The organism is Vicinamibacteria bacterium, from assembly GCA_035620555.1.
Taxonomy (GTDB): Bacteria; Acidobacteriota; Vicinamibacteria; order Marinacidobacterales; family SMYC01; genus DASPGQ01.
Window position 1 is genome coordinate 1 of record DASPGQ010000772.1, and the last position, 15,999, is coordinate 15,999.

General features: G+C 63.7%; 21 protein-coding genes. 2 read left to right on the forward strand and 19 right to left on the reverse strand.

Going from position 1 to position 15,999, the window contains the following annotated elements:
• From VEK15_31170 to VEK15_31260, 19 genes are all read right to left on the reverse strand, one after another.
• On the reverse strand, positions 1 to 247 hold a 247-nt coding region (locus VEK15_31170), incomplete at its 3' end, for a DUF6624 domain-containing protein (GenBank protein ID HXV65197.1).
• Positions 248 to 490: 243 nt separating this feature from the next.
• Positions 491 to 895, reverse strand: coding sequence for a hypothetical protein (locus tag VEK15_31175; protein HXV65198.1), 405 nt, complete (start codon positions 893 to 895; stop codon positions 491 to 493).
• A gap of 21 nt (positions 896 to 916) precedes the next feature.
• Positions 917 to 1,255: an AAA family ATPase gene (locus tag VEK15_31180; GenBank protein HXV65199.1), complete on the reverse strand. Its 339-nt coding sequence runs from the start codon at positions 1,253 to 1,255 to the stop codon at positions 917 to 919.
• Between the two features lie 20 nt (positions 1,256 to 1,275).
• Positions 1,276 to 2,100, reverse strand: a complete 825-nt coding sequence (locus VEK15_31185; GenBank protein ID HXV65200.1) for a hydrogenase maturation protease — start codon at positions 2,098 to 2,100, stop codon at positions 1,276 to 1,278.
• Positions 2,100 to 2,771, reverse strand: a complete 672-nt coding sequence (locus tag VEK15_31190) for a Rieske (2Fe-2S) protein (protein ID HXV65201.1) — start codon at positions 2,769 to 2,771, stop codon at positions 2,100 to 2,102. The genes VEK15_31185 and VEK15_31190 overlap by 1 nt, the downstream gene beginning before the upstream one ends.
• Before the next feature lie 5 nt (positions 2,772 to 2,776).
• Positions 2,777 to 3,259 (reverse strand): hypothetical protein, encoded by a 483-nt coding sequence (locus tag VEK15_31195; GenBank protein ID HXV65202.1) that lies wholly within the window; start codon positions 3,257 to 3,259, stop codon positions 2,777 to 2,779.
• 6 nt (positions 3,260 to 3,265) lie between these two features.
• Entirely contained in the window at positions 3,266 to 5,152 is a 1,887-nt protein-coding gene (locus VEK15_31200; GenBank protein ID HXV65203.1) for a nickel-dependent hydrogenase large subunit, read from the reverse strand.
• Between the two features lies 1 nt (position 5,153).
• Entirely contained in the window at positions 5,154 to 5,420 is a 267-nt protein-coding gene (locus VEK15_31205; protein HXV65204.1) for a hypothetical protein, read from the reverse strand.
• 4 nt (positions 5,421 to 5,424) lie between these two features.
• The gene (locus tag VEK15_31210; GenBank protein HXV65205.1) at positions 5,425 to 5,709 is read right to left on the reverse strand and encodes a hypothetical protein; all 285 of its coding nucleotides are present in this window, start codon (positions 5,707 to 5,709) and stop codon (positions 5,425 to 5,427) included.
• On the reverse strand, positions 5,706 to 5,996 hold the full coding sequence (locus tag VEK15_31215) for a hypothetical protein (protein ID HXV65206.1): 291 nt from the start codon (positions 5,994 to 5,996) through the stop codon (positions 5,706 to 5,708). The genes VEK15_31210 and VEK15_31215 overlap by 4 nt, the downstream gene beginning before the upstream one ends.
• Positions 5,993 to 6,253: a hypothetical protein gene (locus VEK15_31220; GenBank protein ID HXV65207.1), complete on the reverse strand. Its 261-nt coding sequence runs from the start codon at positions 6,251 to 6,253 to the stop codon at positions 5,993 to 5,995. Before VEK15_31220 ends, VEK15_31215 begins: the two co-directional genes overlap by 4 nt.
• Positions 6,250 to 6,522 (reverse strand): hypothetical protein, encoded by a 273-nt coding sequence (locus tag VEK15_31225; GenBank protein ID HXV65208.1) that lies wholly within the window; start codon positions 6,520 to 6,522, stop codon positions 6,250 to 6,252. The genes VEK15_31220 and VEK15_31225 overlap by 4 nt, the downstream gene beginning before the upstream one ends.
• The gene (locus VEK15_31230) at positions 6,519 to 7,721 is read right to left on the reverse strand and encodes a hydrogenase expression protein HypE (GenBank protein ID HXV65209.1); all 1,203 of its coding nucleotides are present in this window, start codon (positions 7,719 to 7,721) and stop codon (positions 6,519 to 6,521) included. Before VEK15_31230 ends, VEK15_31225 begins: the two co-directional genes overlap by 4 nt.
• 19 nt (positions 7,722 to 7,740) lie before the next feature.
• Positions 7,741 to 8,790, reverse strand: a complete 1,050-nt coding sequence (gene hypE, locus VEK15_31235) for a hydrogenase expression/formation protein HypE (GenBank protein HXV65210.1) — start codon at positions 8,788 to 8,790, stop codon at positions 7,741 to 7,743.
• 1 nt (position 8,791) lies between these two features.
• Positions 8,792 to 9,400: an SIS domain-containing protein gene (locus VEK15_31240; GenBank protein ID HXV65211.1), complete on the reverse strand. Its 609-nt coding sequence runs from the start codon at positions 9,398 to 9,400 to the stop codon at positions 8,792 to 8,794.
• Complete coding sequence (gene hypD / locus VEK15_31245; GenBank protein HXV65212.1) at positions 9,387 to 10,496, reverse strand: hydrogenase formation protein HypD; 1,110 nt, start codon at positions 10,494 to 10,496, stop codon at positions 9,387 to 9,389. Before hypD ends, VEK15_31240 begins: the two co-directional genes overlap by 14 nt.
• Entirely contained in the window at positions 10,493 to 10,750 is a 258-nt protein-coding gene (locus tag VEK15_31250; GenBank protein ID HXV65213.1) for a HypC/HybG/HupF family hydrogenase formation chaperone, read from the reverse strand. The genes hypD and VEK15_31250 overlap by 4 nt, the downstream gene beginning before the upstream one ends.
• Entirely contained in the window at positions 10,741 to 12,957 is a 2,217-nt protein-coding gene (gene hypF / locus VEK15_31255; protein HXV65214.1) for a carbamoyltransferase HypF, read from the reverse strand. Before hypF ends, VEK15_31250 begins: the two co-directional genes overlap by 10 nt.
• Entirely contained in the window at positions 12,954 to 13,418 is a 465-nt protein-coding gene (locus VEK15_31260) for a helix-turn-helix domain-containing protein (protein HXV65215.1), read from the reverse strand. The genes hypF and VEK15_31260 overlap by 4 nt, the downstream gene beginning before the upstream one ends.
• A 110-nt stretch (positions 13,419 to 13,528) precedes the next feature.
• Between VEK15_31260 and VEK15_31265 the strand changes: the two genes are divergently transcribed.
• Both VEK15_31265 and VEK15_31270 read left to right on the forward strand, forming a co-directional pair.
• Entirely contained in the window at positions 13,529 to 15,082 is a 1,554-nt protein-coding gene (locus VEK15_31265) for an ABC transporter substrate-binding protein (protein HXV65216.1), read from the forward strand.
• Positions 15,079 to 15,999 (forward strand): ABC transporter permease (locus VEK15_31270; protein HXV65217.1); only part of this gene is annotated, 921 nt, incomplete at its 3' end. The genes VEK15_31265 and VEK15_31270, both read left to right, overlap by 4 nt.

Consider the following 15,999-nt stretch of genomic DNA (forward strand, 5'->3'; position numbering starts at 1 on the left):
GCGGATCGCTGATGGCGTGCTGAAGGATGAGCCACGCGGCCTCCTCACCGTCGGCCCCGACGCGTTCGACACCCGGCCAGCCGTACTGGGCAACGATTGCGGCGAGGCGTTCGGCATGCTCGAGGTGTACGCGCTCCATCGATGGGTGATACCCATCGAAAAGTTCCCCCGAAGCGACGAGCTCATCGCGAACGGCCTCGTCGCGCGCGGCCATTTTCAGAAGCTCCTGCTTCAGCGGTTCGTCCATATTTCCTCATTCTATCCGTCGGATTGGGGACGCTCCTGATGGCTCCGCGTGCCACGTATGGGTTCCTCGGGGTCTCTATGGCTGAAGCGGAGGACGCCGAGCCGTCCGAGCTCGCCGCCGATAATGCTTGACCGGCGGGGTCGAGCAACAACGTTCCAGCCAAAGTGGGAAGACGTGGAAGCGATCGCTCGCTTCACCTTCCGCCCCTGGAACACGAGCCGGGCGCGCTGACCGCGATGGGTCTCAGGGCACGAGCGCCTCGGCGAGGAGCGCCATCGCGTCCAGGGCTTTCGCTTTCGTCTCGAGAGGGGCGACACGCCTCTGTTCTGCTCGTCTGAGTTCTTCGTCGAACGGGATCTCGCCGACGACCTGTAGCCGGTTCGCGCGCGCGTAATCCGTGATGGTCTTCTGGTCCACCGCGTCTCGAATCTTGTTGGAGACCGCGACGATGCGCGTGATCCCGAGCTCGCGGCCTAGCTCGGCGGTGCGCCGCGCGGTTTCGAGCGCCCGATAGTAGGGCTCCATCATCACGACTAGCGTGTCGACGTGGCGGGCGGTGCCACGGCTCAGATGCTCGAGGCCCGCCTCGGTATCGACGATGGCGATCACGCTTTCCTCCTCGAGCATTCCGGCGACGAGCTGCCGCACCGCGGCATGCGCGCGACACATTCACCCGGTTCCCGCATGGTCGACCTTGCCCATGACGAGAAGCGCAACGTTGTCGGGCCCGGTCATCCCGAAACGGTCCCGAACTTCCCGCGCCGGCATGCCGAGCTCGAGCTTTCGCTTGCCGTTCTCGTCCGTCGACTCCGAAAGGATCGTCCTCGGAATCGGGATGAGCTCAGAAGTCGCCGATTCCTGCAGACCGAGGGTCACGGCGAGATTCGGGTTCGAGTCGGCGTCGATGGCCCAAACCTCGCGACCCGTTCGCGCGATCAGGCGGGCGAGCGTTCCCGCGAGCGTCGTTTTTCCCGTCCCGCCTTTCCCGGCAATGGCTATCTTGTTCATGTGATCGTCCTCTCGGCTGGCTACATGACGTTGTGGCGGCAGTCGGCGGGATCTCCGCTCTCGTAACATTCGCAGCTCGGATCCCCGCACTCACCGTGACCTGGTTTCGTGATCTCCGAGAACTCGTCGGCGAATCTTCGCCCGCCCTCGTCGAGGCCGAGAGCCGAGAGGCGGTATCGTCCCGCACGAGTGGCTTCCGCGAGCCCGAGGCCAACCATGCGCTCGAGCAGGGGCGCGATGGCGACGGCGCCGAGACCCAGCCATCGCTCGAGGTCCTTGGGTGCCACATCCGGGGCGAGGCCTTCGCCCCGGAGCCAGTAGAGAACCTGCAGGACCTCGTCGACCAGGGAGACATCTTGGGCCACGAAACCGGCGATGAGCTCCTCGACCCGACGGCAGGCATCGTCGACGGCGCGAGCTACTTCGGGCGTGAGCCGGTCGGTGAGCTCGTCGCACGAGCCGGGCTGAGTGCCCACGATCCATACACGCTCGGGAAGCACGCCGAGTGCCGCCGCCATCCGCAAAACGTCTCGAGGCGTCGCCTCGTGCAAGTCGACGGCGCGGGAAGGGTTATCTCCTTCGCTTCGAAGAGCGTCGAGGTCGGGCTCGAATACGAAGAGCTCGCCCGGCCGGCCCCGGTTGTCGATGGCGTCGAGCACGACCAGAGCGTCGTAACCGTCCAAGAGCTCCTGGACGAGACTCACGCCGGCGATGCCGCTTTCCCAGAACCGAATCGCCGAATTGCGGCCTAGTTTGCCGCTCTCGAGCTTGTGGAGCAGGCGGATTCCGAAACCGTCGTCGCCCCGGAGGACGTTTCCCACGCCAGCCACGAGAATCCGCCGCATCAACGCCTCTGGATGCGGATCCTATCGCCATCGACGACGACGCGGAAGGCCTCGAGGCCGCCGTCGATGCCACCTCTCTTCTTTCCGGTTGCCACGTCGTAGCGACACCCGTGCCACGGGCAGTGGATCTCTCCGTCGACGAGGGTCCCGAGGTGTAGCGGGAGTATGCTGCCCCCGCAGCTGTTGCGATAGGCGAAGACGGCGTCGCCAGTGCTCGCCAACAGAAGCGGCGTGCCATCGACCTCGACGGCGCGAAGGCTTCCGGGGGGAAGATCTTCTCGCGCGAACACCACGTGCCATGACGGCTCGGCATGAACGCCTTCGATGGCCGACAGAGGCACGAAGCCGCCTGCGAAAGGCGCCGAAACCCTGGCGGGTGATTCGACCGGCGTGAGGGGCTGGCTCGGGATCAAGTCGTACAGGACGAAGAGCGCCTTGACCGCCGGCTCGTTCACCATGCGCTCGATGAGCCCTTTACCGCCGAGCTCGCTAAGGATTTCGAAGAGGCGCCAGACGCACGTACGGTGAAGATGGTCGACGTTCTCGACGAGCTCCAGGGCTTTCGCTTTCGCCTCGGAATCGGGGAGAGCCTCGAGCTCGGCGACGAGCTCGGCGGTGCGGGCCGCATGACTCTCGACCCCGGGATCCTGGCCATTGCCGGATTGGGACATGGCGATTATTCGCTCACCAGGCGCCGCACGAGCGCGCACACTTCGGGCAACATCGCCCCCACGGCGGCGCTCGGTTCGAGACCGGCTTGGGTCTCGACCGCGTCGATCTCCACGATTCGCACGTCCTCGGGGAGCGCACCGAACTGCTGCGCGATGATGGGAAAGCTCTCGAGGTCGATGACCCCGGTCACGGCCTCGCCCACACGTGCCTGAACTTCGTCGGGTGGCGGTAAGTTCCGCTCCCATCGATACCATCGGTAGCTCGGCTTCTCGCGGGGACGGGCGACGGCCCCGACGATGATGAGGCGCTCGTAGGGCGGCTCGGTCTCGGTCAATCGATGGACCGTGGCAATCGGGCCGCCGTAGCTCAGGTCGAACACGTCCACGTTGCCGGGAAGGTCTTCTTGCTGCAGGAGCTCGGCGATCATTTGGCCCGCGGACAGATCACGCAGGTTGAAGTAGCCGACGCTCCCGACGAGAATCCGCATTCCCGGTCAGCCATCGACCCCGCAAGCGCAGGTATTGATCTCGCGCGAGACGACGTGGTCCCCCGCATGGACGTGGGTCGTGCAGGGCATGCACGGGTCGAAGCTCCGGAGCGTGCGCAGGACGTCGACCGCTTTGAAGTCTTCTGGTTTCTCGAACTCTTCGATTAGCGGGGTCGACATGACCGCTTCCTCGTAAGGACCGAGATGCCCCCATACGTCTCGGGGGGAGGCATTGATCGTCGAGGGAGTGACGATCTGATAGTTCGCCACCACACCCCCGTCGAGCTCGAGGTGGTGGCTCAGCCAGCCACGGCCGGCGCCGGAGTAGCCGACGCCGATTCGCGTACCGCTCTTCGGAATCTCGAAGGGGGTCGCGACCTCGGTCTTGCCGTGCTTGAGGTAGCTCAACCCCTTGAGCCAATCGTTCATGGCGACGGCGTTGTTGAACAGAATGGCATAAGCCCGGGCGCGGTTGCGCTCGAAAGTATTCCATACGTCCGGAATCCTCCACTCCAGTTCCATTTCCGGAAGCTCCACTCTCGGGACGTTGAACTTGAGGCTCGAGCCTGTTGCTTCCACGAAATCGTTCGGGCGGATCTTCTTGGCCGCAGCGGTAACCCAGAGTCGAGTGTAGGCACCCGCTTCGATCGCCTGGCGATCCCACCGAGGGGAGGTCGCCCAAGAGTACCTTTCCTTCCAGTTCTGGCCCGTGGGCTTCGGCTTCGTCTCTTTGTTCCACGGATGGTACGGGCTCAGAGGATTGCCCAGGGGGTCCTTCTCGAACTTCTGGCCGTCCCAGGGCTCGTAATAGGAATGTTCGACGAACTCTTCGAGGCCCGCATTGATGGCAGTAAGCTTCGTGGTGACGAGCTCGCCGTTGATAATGACTCCGGGGGTCGACCAGCGTTTCTCGCCCCAACTGTCGCAGTTCGCGAACGAGGCATCGTAGGCCTCGGGATCGTCCCAGAGACCGAGCTCGGCCATGTGCGCCGGTCGCGAGCCGCAGCGCTTGTATCGTTCGTCGCAGGCATAGAAGAACTCCGTCAGATCGTCCCAGATCGCCGCAACCTTCTTCGAGTAATCGAAGAGCTGCTGCAAGCGCATGTAATACTCGTTGAAGGCCTGAAGGCTCACCGTGGTGCTCACGCCGCCGGGCACGATGGTCTCGGGGTGCGGATATTTGCCGCCCAGCACGACATAGGCCTCGCGTGCCACGCGCGTCATCCTGAGCGCTTCCACGTAGAGCTTCCCGGTCAGCGGATTCAGATCGGTCATGATATCCGCGAGGTAACGGTAGCCGTGGACATCTCGGCCGCGTGCCTCGAAGCTCTTGGCTTTCTCCCAGATCGATGGGTTCGATTGCTCCACTACGAGCTGGGAGTAATCCGGGCCCGCGAGCAAGAAGAGATGAAGCGGGTGGTCGTAGTCGAACTCCATCGCCAGCATGAGGTTGCGAATCAGCACTCCCAGGGGTGGTGGCACGAGGCCGAGCGCCATTTCGATGGCTTTCACCGCCGCGATCGCATGAACCCCGCCGCACACTCCGCAAGCGCGACTCGTGATGAATATCGCGTCGCGAGGGTCGCGGCCATTCATGATGACTTCATAGCCCCGGAAAAGCGTTGCCATCGAGTTCGTGTCGAGCACCCGGCGCTCTTTCAGATCGACGACGGTATGGAAGGCGAGCGCGCCCGCCACGCGGGTGACGGGGTCGAAATCCACATTCTTGATGTAGCCATTGCGCGCTAGCAGATCCTTGATCGCGGCCTCGGAAAGGGGCTTCGGGCCCGTGCTAGCCGGCACGGTGCTCACGGCGAAGGCGCGACTCGCTTCGTCCCGAAGGGTCATCCGGCCCCGGTCGTCGATGTCGATGGGAAGGTTCTTGAAACACATCTCAGCCTCCGATTGCGTCCACCGTCGACCGCAGGTGCTCGTCGACCGCGGCGAACTCCTTCTTCAGCGCCGAAAGGGCGCCCGCGATCGTGGCAAGCCGCTCTTCGAGGGGTGCGGTGTTGTCTCGGACTTGGGTCAAACCCGATGCCAGTGCCGCGAGATGTCGGCTGGCACGGAGTAGCTGTATGGCGACGGCGATCAGATAGACCGCGAGGACGAGCACGATGGCGCCGGCGAGCACCAGGGTCCAGATCGTCAGGATGGTCACGACGTCAACCTCTCTTCGTTCCTACGGCTTTGGCGATGACGTCGGTGCGTCCCGCGAGCTTCTGGCTCGCCTCGAGAAGGGAGCCTGCTGCGGCGATCGTTTCCTCGAGCGCTGTGACCGCTTCAGTATTCCTGGCGATGCCCAGGCCGGCGTCGAGTGCTTCGCGCGTGTACCGCTCGATCGCGGAAGCCGCGCGCAGGGTGCGCTGCAGCAAGACGATGGCGAGGGGAACGATGATGAGGGTTACCATGCCGAGAGTGATTCCCCAGATCCAGAGAACGGCGGTCACCGCGCACCCCCTTTCAAATTATCGACCACTCCTCCGAGCTCGACCTCGACAGCACGGAGTCCCTTATCGAGCGATCGGAGGCCCTCGTTGAGCGCAGTCACCTCGGGCGCGAGGTGGCCCGTCTCCTTTTCGATCGCTCGAAGCCCAAAACGAATCTTGGCGAGATAGCTCGACGCGGACCCTCCAATTGCATCGAGCTCGTTCCGGATCCGAACGAGGTAGACGGCCACGATAGCCAGAAGCGCGAGTGCCGCGAGACAGCTGAGAAGAGTAAGAAGTGTCGTCATTTCCTGGTCGCCTTCGAGATGCGCCCCGCCGCGGACGCGATGTTGCCCGCTGATTCCAGAAGCACGCTGGCGAGAAAGTTCGTGCGTTCCAGCTGGGCGATGTTGACCGTGTTCGCGGCGATGCGCTTTCCGCCCGTCCAGATGTTCCCGACGAGCCCATGAATCCGCCGGGCGGTCGCGAGAATGAGCTGCAGCAGCACGGTCACCACGACCAGCACGAGAGCGGCGAGGATGAGTGCGGCCACCCAACCGCTCACGAGCCACCTCCGTCCAAGGAATCGGCGATTGTCGTGACGCGGCGATCGATGGAGCGAACCGTGCGGACGATGTCCTCGACCGTCGAGTTCGCGGTGCCGATTGCCCATATGGGCTGAGTGCCGGTCTCGATCTGCCCCGCCACCCGGAGCGCCGTGCTCGCGAGCGACTCGATTCGCCACGCCACGGCGAGGATGGTGACGAGGAGGGCCGCGACGACCGCCACCACGATCCCTCCCAGGAGGAACCCCAGGGTCCAGGGGGACATCATCGTTGCTCCTTTCCCCGGCTTCCCGGCTTGACACTTCCCAGAAATTGCATCTTCTCGTAGATCTCGTGGAGAGCACGCCGAGCGATGTGGGGTTTTGCGACGTGGCCCCAGCCACTTGGTACGTCATGCTCCCAGCGCGGGCTGCGGTTCTGGAACTCCTGCGTCATGCGGCGCAACGCGCGGACGAACGTTCCCGTGAGCCTCGAGGTGTTGGTCGACAGGCGCGAGCCAGGCGGGTGCTCGTAGAACGGAGCGAACCGGTCGGGGAATCCCGGCATGGTGCATCCGATACAGATCCCACCGGTGTTCATACATCCGCCCATGTGGTTGATGGCGCCCCGTTCGGTGATGTTGCACTGCACTACGGGACCCCAGCAGCCAATCTCGACAAGACATTCCTTCTGCCCGTATCGATCGGCGAACGTTCCTTCTTCGTAGAATCCGGCACGGCCGCACCGCTGGTGTACGGTCTGCTGGAAGAGCCAGGCAGGTCGGCCGAGCTCGTCGAACTCCGGAAGCGGACCGTGCCCTTGAAGGAACAGCAAGACCGCGGCGACGGTCTCGGTGAAGTTGTCCCCGATGGGGGAGCATCCCGGGATGTTCACCACGGGAAGCCCCAGATCGCTGCGGTAATCGGCACCGAGAAAATCCATCACCCCCATCGAGCCGGTGGGGTTCCCCGCGGCCGCTGGGATGCCGCCCCAGGTGGCGCAGGTGCCAATGGCGATGACGGCCGCCGCTTTCGGGGCGAGGCGCGAGAGCCACTCCGCTGTCGGGATCGGCTTTTGTTGTCCATCGGGAAGCGGCTCGGCGCCCAGCGCCGACCAGTAGCCGCCGTTCTTCGAGGCAATCCGCTCGTCGGGTACGGAGCCTTCGAAGATTATGACGTAGGGGAGCCCGAGCTCACCTCGCTCCGCCATCCGAAAGTTCTCGACGAAGGCTTCTCCGGCCTCTACGGCGAGAACGGGATGGTGGAGGACGACTTTGGGAATACCGGGGATGGTACCGGCCATGAGCATCTCCGCCGACGGGCTCGTGGCGCCCACGACTCCAATCGAGCATCCGTCACAGCTCATGCCCGCGAGCCAGAAGGCGTGGACGGCTTTGTGCGGACCGAGATCGAGCTTCGAATCCAGCGCTACACCGATGGCGCCTTCGCGCACCGCGAGCGGAGCGGCCCAGCTCTTGGCATTTGTCATGTCTGACCTCCGTTCGCTCTCAGCAAATTCGAGGCAGCGGCTCTCCTGAAATTCTGGTGACGACGCGCTCGCCTCCGACTGAGGATTGCATCACGACCCTCCTGCGTTGGTCCTTCGCGATCTCGCCGATATCCGCCGCGTCAGCTCCCAGGGGATGAGCTCGCATCACCCCGAGCACCCTTTCGGCATGAGCCTCGGGCACGATCGCCATTAGCTTGCCTTCGTTCGCGATATATACCGGATCGAGGCCGAGCATCTCGCTCGCGGCTCGCACCTCGGTTTTCAGTGGGATGTCCCTCTCGAAGAGCCGGACGCCCACGTCCGAAGCGGCGGCGAGCTCGTGAAGCGCGCTCGATAACCCGCCCCGGGTGAGGTCGCGCATGCACCGGATCTGCGGACAGGTGTCGAGCATCGCCCTCGTCAGTGTGTGGAGCGGTGCGCTATCGCTTTTGATGGTGGTCTCGAACGCGAGTCCCTCCCGCACCGAAAGGATCGCGATGCCGTGATCGCCTAGGGTTCCTGACACGAGAATCCGATCGCCGGGTTGGGCCGATGCGATCGAAAGAACGCTCCCGGGCGCGATCCGTCCGATGCCGGACGTGTTGATGAAGACCTGATCGCCCTTCCCCCGCTCGACCACCTTGGTGTCGCCGGTAACGAGCTCAACGCCGGCGTCGGAACAGGCGCGCGCCATCGAACGCACGATGCGTTCGAGCAGAGCGACCTCGAGCCCCTCTTCCAGAATGAACGCGGCGCTGAGAGCGATCGGTGTTGCGCCCCCAACGGAGAGATCGTTGATCGTGCCGTTGACCGCGAGGGATCCGATATCGCCCCCGGGAAAGAAAAGGGGCCGGACCACGTAGGAGTCGGTCGTGAAGGCGAGTCGGGAGCCGTTCCAGGCGAGCGACGCCTGGTCCTCGAGCGCCGCCAAGGTTTCGTTCGCGAAGGCGGGGACGAAGAGGCCGGAGATCAGGTCGGCCATCAGCTCTCCGCCACTCCCGTGACCCAGAGTGATATGGCCGTAGCGGGAGAAGGGGATCGGGCAGCTTCCGAGCGTGGTGTCGCTCATATTACAAGACGTCCTCTTCGCCGCGGCCGATGTGAATCAGGTCCCACATCACGTGGAGCAGGACCCCCTGCGTCTCCTGGATTCGGTGGATGCTGTAGCTCGGGACGACGAACAAGTAATCGCAAACGTCCTTCAGCCGTCCGCCATCTTTTCCCGCGATGCCCACGGTCCTGAGCTCCATGTCCCGGGCGACCCGCAGGGCACGATTCACGTTTGCCGACTGGCCACTGGTGGAGAGGCCGATGACGATGTCGCCTGATCGTGCCAGGAGCCGGAGCTGCTCGGCGAATGCTACGGCGAAGTCATCGTCGTTTCCCGTCGCCGTCAACCAGGCGATATCGTTGACCAGCGCTGTCGCGGGAAACGCCCGCCGCTTCGCTACCACCGGATGGGTGAATTCCACCGCCAGGTGCTGAGCGTCGCAGGCGCTTCCACCGTTTCCCATTACGAACAAGCGGCCCCCGTTATCGAGTGCTTCCCCGAGCACGCGGCAGCATTCGACGACGCGGTCCGCCTCCCGTTCGAAGAAGGCCTCGATGGTGCGCGCGCTTTCCTGCGCCTTGCGCCGAACGCGCTCGCGAAGACCCACCTCGCTTTCAACCGGCTGCATCGACGAGCTCCAGATGGCGTCCATAGGCGTAGTAAGCGGCACATGCTCCCTCGGCCGAGACCATGGTGGCCCCGAGAGGCCTGCGAGGGGTGCAGTCGGTGCCGAACAGAGGACAGTCGATCGGCTTCCTCACCCCTTTGAGAATTTGCCCGCTGATGCATCCCGGCGACTCGCGAGTGGCGATCTCCGAAGTGTCGAAGCGCCTCTCGGCGTCGTAGGCGCGATATTCGGGTGCGAGTCGATAGCCGCTCTTGGGAATCGTTCCCACACCCCGCCAGCTGCGATCGCAGACTTCGAAGACTTCGCTCAGGAGGTTCTTTGCCGAAAGGTTTCCCTCTGGCCGTACGACGCGACGGTAGGGCGTCCGAACCTCGGCCGTTCCTGCCTCGAGCTGCTCGACGCATTTGAGTATCCCTTCCAGCATGTCGACAGGCTCGAACCCCGTGATTTCTATTGGCACACCGAAACTCTTCGCGATCGGAGCGTACTCCTCCGTGCCCATGACGGTGCACACGTGGCCGGGACCCAGAAAACCCTCGACGCGATTCTCCGGAGACTGGAGAATGTGGGTCATGGCGGGGGGCACGAGGACGTGAGACACGAGAACGCTGAAATTGGTCAACCCGCGGCGATGAGCTTGTCGCACCGCCATGGCATTGGCGGGCGCGGTGGTCTCGAAGCCGACGGCGAAGAAGACTACCTCGCGCTTCGGGTTCGTCGCGGCGAGCTCGACCGCATCGAGCGGTGAGTAGACGATCCTCACATCTGCGCCCCTTGCTTTGAGCTCGAGCAGATCGCCGCTCGATCCAGGAACCCGGAGCATGTCGCCAAAGGACGTGAAAATCACCTCGGGACGAGAAGCTATGGCATGCGCACGGTCTATCCGCTCGAGCGCGGTGACGCAGACGGGGCAACCCGGGCCGTGGACAAGCGTGAGCTCTTCGGGCAGCATGCGGTCGATACCGAACTTGACGATGGTGTGGGTCTGCCCGCCGCAGACTTCCATAATGGTCCAGGGCCGGCTCAATCGGGCCTCGATGGCGCGGACCAATCGAATCGCCGCATCGGGGTCGCGGTACTCGTCGAGGTACTTCACCCAGTATCCCCAGATTCGTCGAGCTCACTCGGCATTTCCAGGGCATCGAGAAGCTCGAACACCTGGCGCGCCTGTGCCTCTTCGATCTTGGAGAGCGCAAACCCGACGTGAACGAGTACATACTCGCCCGGCGCCGCATCGGGAACGTGCTCCAGACAAACTTTCTTCACGACCCCATCGAAACTGACCTTGCCCATGAGAATGTCGTGCTCCTGGAACGTCTCCACGACTTTCCCGGGGATTCCTAGGCACATACCAACTGCTCCGACGCGACGACCACCTGACCGAGAGAGAGTCCTCCGTCGTTGGGCGGTACGAGGCGGTGGCGAAAGACTTCGAATCCCTGGCTGGCGAGTGCGGGAACCGTGGCCTCCAGCAAGAGGACGTTCTGAAAGACGCCTCCGGTGAGGAGGACCCTCGAGAGCCCGCGAGCCTCGCGCAGTTTTTCACAGACGTCCACAACGATGCGGACCATCGTTCGGTGGAAACGACGCGCTATCTCTTCCGGCGCGACGCTCCGCCGTCGATCTTCCATCACTGCCCGGATAAGTGGGCGAGTGTCGACGATCCCGCTGGCAGCGTCGAGGGCGAAGGGGTAAGGCGGTTCCGACAGCCGTCGATCGCACAGCCATTCGAGCTCCCTCGCGGCCTGACCTTCGTAGCTCGAGAGTCGACGCAGCCCGATGAGCGATGAAATGGCGTCGAACAGACGACCCGCGCTGGACGTCAGGGGAGAGTGAATCTTCTTCTGGATCATCTCGACGATGGTTGGGTTTTCGTCCGCGGGCGGCTCGATTCCCGCATCGACCAGATGGGAAATCGCCATCCGCCACGGCTCCCTCGCGGCGCGATCCCCTCCGGGAAGTGGGACAGCCCGCAAATGGGCTGCGCGCTCGAAGCCCGCCTCGTCGACGACGAGAAACTCCCCGCCCCACAAGGTGCCATCCGAGCCGAACCCTGAGCCGTCGAAGGCCACGCCGATCACCGGACCCTCGAGGCCGTTCTCCGCCTTGCACGCGGCGACATGAGCGTGATGGTGCTGGACGGCGAAGGCGGGTAGAGACTCCTGCGCGGCGCGGGTCCGCGCATACCGCGTCGAAGCGTATTCCGGGTGGAGGTCGTGAACGAGCATTTCGGGCGTGAAGTCGAAGAGCTCCTCGTAGAGCTTGATGTCTCGCTCGAGCGCGTCCAGGGCACGGAGCTCGTCGAGATCACCGATGTGATGGCTCACGATGACGCGGTCTGCCGCACCGAGAGCGAACGTGTTCTTCAGATGGCCTCCGACGGCGAGGATTCGCCTTGCCAGGGGCTTCGTCAGACGAATCGGCTCGGGAGCGTAGCCGCGCGAGCGCCGCACGGGCAGCTCCTCATCGAGAACGAGCCGCGTCACCGAATCGTCGCAACGCACGCGGATCGGGCGGTCGTGGCCGAGCACGATATCGGGTATCCCATCGAGGAGGGGCAAGTCCGCTTCGAGGTGGACGATGGGCTCGTCGGAGCGATTCGCACTGGTCATCACGAGGGGCCGCCCCTCCACCCGCTGCATGAGCAGCATGTGGAGGGGCGTATAGGGCAACATCAACCCGACGTTCGGGTTTCCGGGAGAGACGCCGGAAGCGAGGACGCTTCCGCTCCGCTTGCGCAGGATCACGATCGGACGCCGTGGCGAGCTCAAGAGCTCGCTCTCGAGCTCGCACACATGCGCGAGCTCGGCGGCGCATTCCAGATCGGGAACCATGATCGCGAAGGGCTTTTCGTCGCGCGCCTTCCGTTGACGTAGCCGCGCCACAGCCGCGTCGGAAGTTGCATCACATACGAGATGGTAGCCACCGATCCCCTTCAGCGCCCCCAGGTGACCGCCTAGAACCGCGTCCACGAAGCCCTGAAGCGGACCATCTAGGCGAGGTCCGCACTGCGGGCACGCGTTGGGCTGAGCGTGAAACCGCCGGGATCCGGGGCTCTCGTACTCCTCGCGGCAAAGGCGACACATCTGGAATCGCGCCATCGTGGTGCGCTCGCGGTCGTAGGGCGCTCCCTCAATGATCGTGAGCCGCGGACCGCACTGAGTGCAGTTCAGGAACGGATACCCGAAGCGGCGGTCGGTTGGCTCGAAGAGCTCGCGACGACAATCCTCGCAGGTCGCGCGGTCGGCGGTGAAAAGGGGTAGCTCGGTCGATGTGTCGTCGCTCGTTGCGATGCGGAACTCGATTTCGCCACGGACCGGTGCCGGGCTCGAGCGCAGCTCGTCGATACGTGCCGCCGCGGGCGGCTGCCGGGAGAGCTCTTCGAGGAAGCGCCGAAGCCGCGCGGGCTCGCCCTCGACCTCGATGTCGACCCCGCTCGTCCCGTTACGGACGAACCCCGAGAGTGAGAGGCGCCGGGCGAGCTCATGCACGTAGGGCCGGAAACCCACTCCTTGCACGAGGCCTCGGACGGTGATGCAGCGCCGCTCCGTGTTCATGGGCGCCCGTGCCGCTCGGCAAACATCCGCACCGACTCGTGTCCCGACGTCGGTTGCCCGCGGGCGCCGAAACGGCGGTGCGCTTCGCCGATGCCCTCGGGGGTGAGCGCCACCCGACCCTGGGCGATCCCAACCCACCCGCGTCGCGACAAAACGTCCAGCGAACGCTTCACGATTCGAGGGGTACAGTCCAGGAGGAGGGTCAGCTCGCCCGGTGTCAAAGTCAGAGAGAACCCCTGGCTCAGCATCCAGTATACGAGGTGGAAAACCTCATCTGAGGAGCTCGAATCCCCGTGACGCGAAGGCGACCGCATCCAAGATTCGACCGCGACTCGCTGGAAGCGCCAGTCGGTTCCCGTTTTGAAGGCGGGCAACCGTCCGCTTCGGGCGAGACGGTAAACAGTGTTGGGGTGAACTTTCAGGAGGGACGCCACCTCGCGCAGCGTCATTACATCGGACACTTTCGAGCCTCCCTACTTTGCTGTCAACGTAGGTCAGCGTAGGTGATCCAGAGAAACGTTGTCAACCCGATTGATGATCACTCTAGCGGAGCGTGGTAGAGAATAGCCGCATGAAAGCTGTGGTCACGGCGGTTTGTCTATTGGTCGTGGCATGTTCCTCGCAGCGCAAACCTGGGGAAAGACGCGTTGCCGTCATTGCGGTCGGAAACGATCCGGGTCACTTCAACCCCGGCATCACTACGGCGGCACATGTCCATGCGGTGGCCGATTCTCTCTTCAACGGCCTCGTGGCCCTCGACGAGGAACGCAATCCGTTGCCCGACCTCGCGACACGCTGGGAGATCAAGGACGAGGCTCGCACGTACGTTTTTCACCTCGCGTCGGGTGTCCGCTGGCATGATGGAGCTCCCTTTGGCTCCAAGGACGTCGCGTTCACTTTCGAGCACGTGCTCTTGCGCTTTCATTCGCGCACCCGTGCCGGACTCGCAGGAAACCTGGAGTCGATCGATACCCCTGACGACCGGACTGTCATATTCCGGTTCGCCGAGCCATACGCTCCGCTTCTCCAGCGGCTCGATGTCACCGAGGCCCCGATCCTGCCGGCACACCGATACGCGGATGGGGATGTCGAGAGACACCCCGCGAATCTTGCGCCCGTCGGAACTGGTCCCTTTCGCTTCTCTTCTCACCAGCCGGACGACCGCATCGTACTGGTGAGAAACGACGATTACTTCAAGCCTGGTCTACCTCGTCTCGATGAGCTCGTTTTCCGAATCATCCCCGACGAAAGCACGCAGCTCCTCGCGCTTCGAAACGGTGAAGTCGATTACGTCGGCTCGGTACGTCCATCGGATGTGAAACGGCTTCGCGCGAGTCTTGGTGGCTTCACCGTGGTCGGGGCAGCGAGCGGGCCGGGAGGAAGCAACTGCGTAATGACCTGGATCTTCAATCTCGAGCGCAGGCCCCTCGACGATGTTCGCGTCCGCCACGCTTTCGCCCATGCGATCGACCGCGGGCAAATCGTCGAACGCGTCCTGTTCGGGGAGGGCGACGTGCCTTCGGCCCCAATCGCCCGCGGTATCCCCTGGGCGCAGGCCGAGGGCATGCTGCAGAGATACGATCTCGATCCGGCGCGGGCGGAAGGACTGTTTCGAGAGGCCGGCTGGCACGAGCGCTCGATCGATATCGTCCTTTTCCCCACGTTCATCAAGTACGGCGAGATCCTGCAACAGCAGCTCGCGGAGGTCGGCGTCACCCTCGAGATCCGCGCGCTCGATCGGGCGGCTGCCGTCGAGACGGTGTACACCGATCGGGATTTCGACACCGCACTCGTTTCCTACTGCCAGGGCGTGGATCCGGATATCGGGGTTCGACGCTTGTACGATTCGTCGAGCATAGGGCCTGTTCCGTTCTCTAACGCCGCTGCCTATCGCAATGCCGAGGTCGATGCTCTCTTCGAACGGGCCGCGAAGCGCCAGGACCGTGCCGAACGAGGGGCGCTTTATCATCGCGTGCAAGAAATCGTTTCCGAGGATCTCCCCTATTGGTGGCTCGTGGAAACGAGAAATCTGACGGCCTACCGTTCCGCGTTTCGGGACTTTGCGCCGTGGAGCGGCCAGTTCGCCGAGCGAGCGCGCAGCGCGACCGTGAGCTCAGACCCGTGAGACGATACATAGCCCGCCGTTTGGCACTGATGATCCCGATGATGGTGATTGTCGGAACCCTCGGGTTCGCTCTCGTGCAGCTCGCTCCGGGCGATCCCGTAACTGCCCTCGGGGGTGAGTTCGTGCACCAGGAGGTGCAACGCGAGCTCAGGGAGCGTTATGGGCTCGATCGCAGTCTTCTGGAGCAATACATCGTTTACTTGGGCCGTCTCTTCCAGGGTGAGCTCGGCATGTCTTACTACTTTCAGCGTCCGGTCGCGATGGTCCTTTGGGAAAGGCTTCCCGCGACTCTCCTGCTTGTCGTCCCGTCACTTGCCACGTCGACGTTCCTCGGGGTCGTGCTCGGTCTAAGAATCGCGAGGAAGGTGAAGGCCGCTCGAGCACGAGGTCTCATCGCAGCCATCGCTGCGTCGAACGCCGTTCCCGTGTTCTGGTTGGCGCAGCTATTGCTCCTGGTCTTCGCCGTCCGGCTGGGCTGGTTTCCGGTTCAGGGAATGACCGACCCGCGCTCGGACGGTAGCGCCACCGATTTGGTGGAGCACCTTCTTCTCCCTCTGCTGACGCTGACGCTCCATCAGCTCGCTTTCATTACGGTCCTGACCTGGACCGGCGTCGAGCGTGAGCTCTCGACTAACTACGTGCTGGCGGCGGAGAGTCGAGGCCTCAGGCCGAATGTCGTTCTTGTTTCGCACGCACTCAGGAATACGCTTCCACCGCTCGTCACCACCGTCGGCGGGCGAGTCGCCGCGATCTTCAGCGGTGCCGTGTTGACGGAGACCGTCTTCGCCTGGCCTGGGCTGGGAAGGCTCTCGGTGCTCGCATCAACGAATCGGGACTATCCTCTCGTTCTCGGCATCTTCCTCTTGATCACCGCCACGGTAGTCCTTGCCAATCTCATCACCGACATCCTATACGCC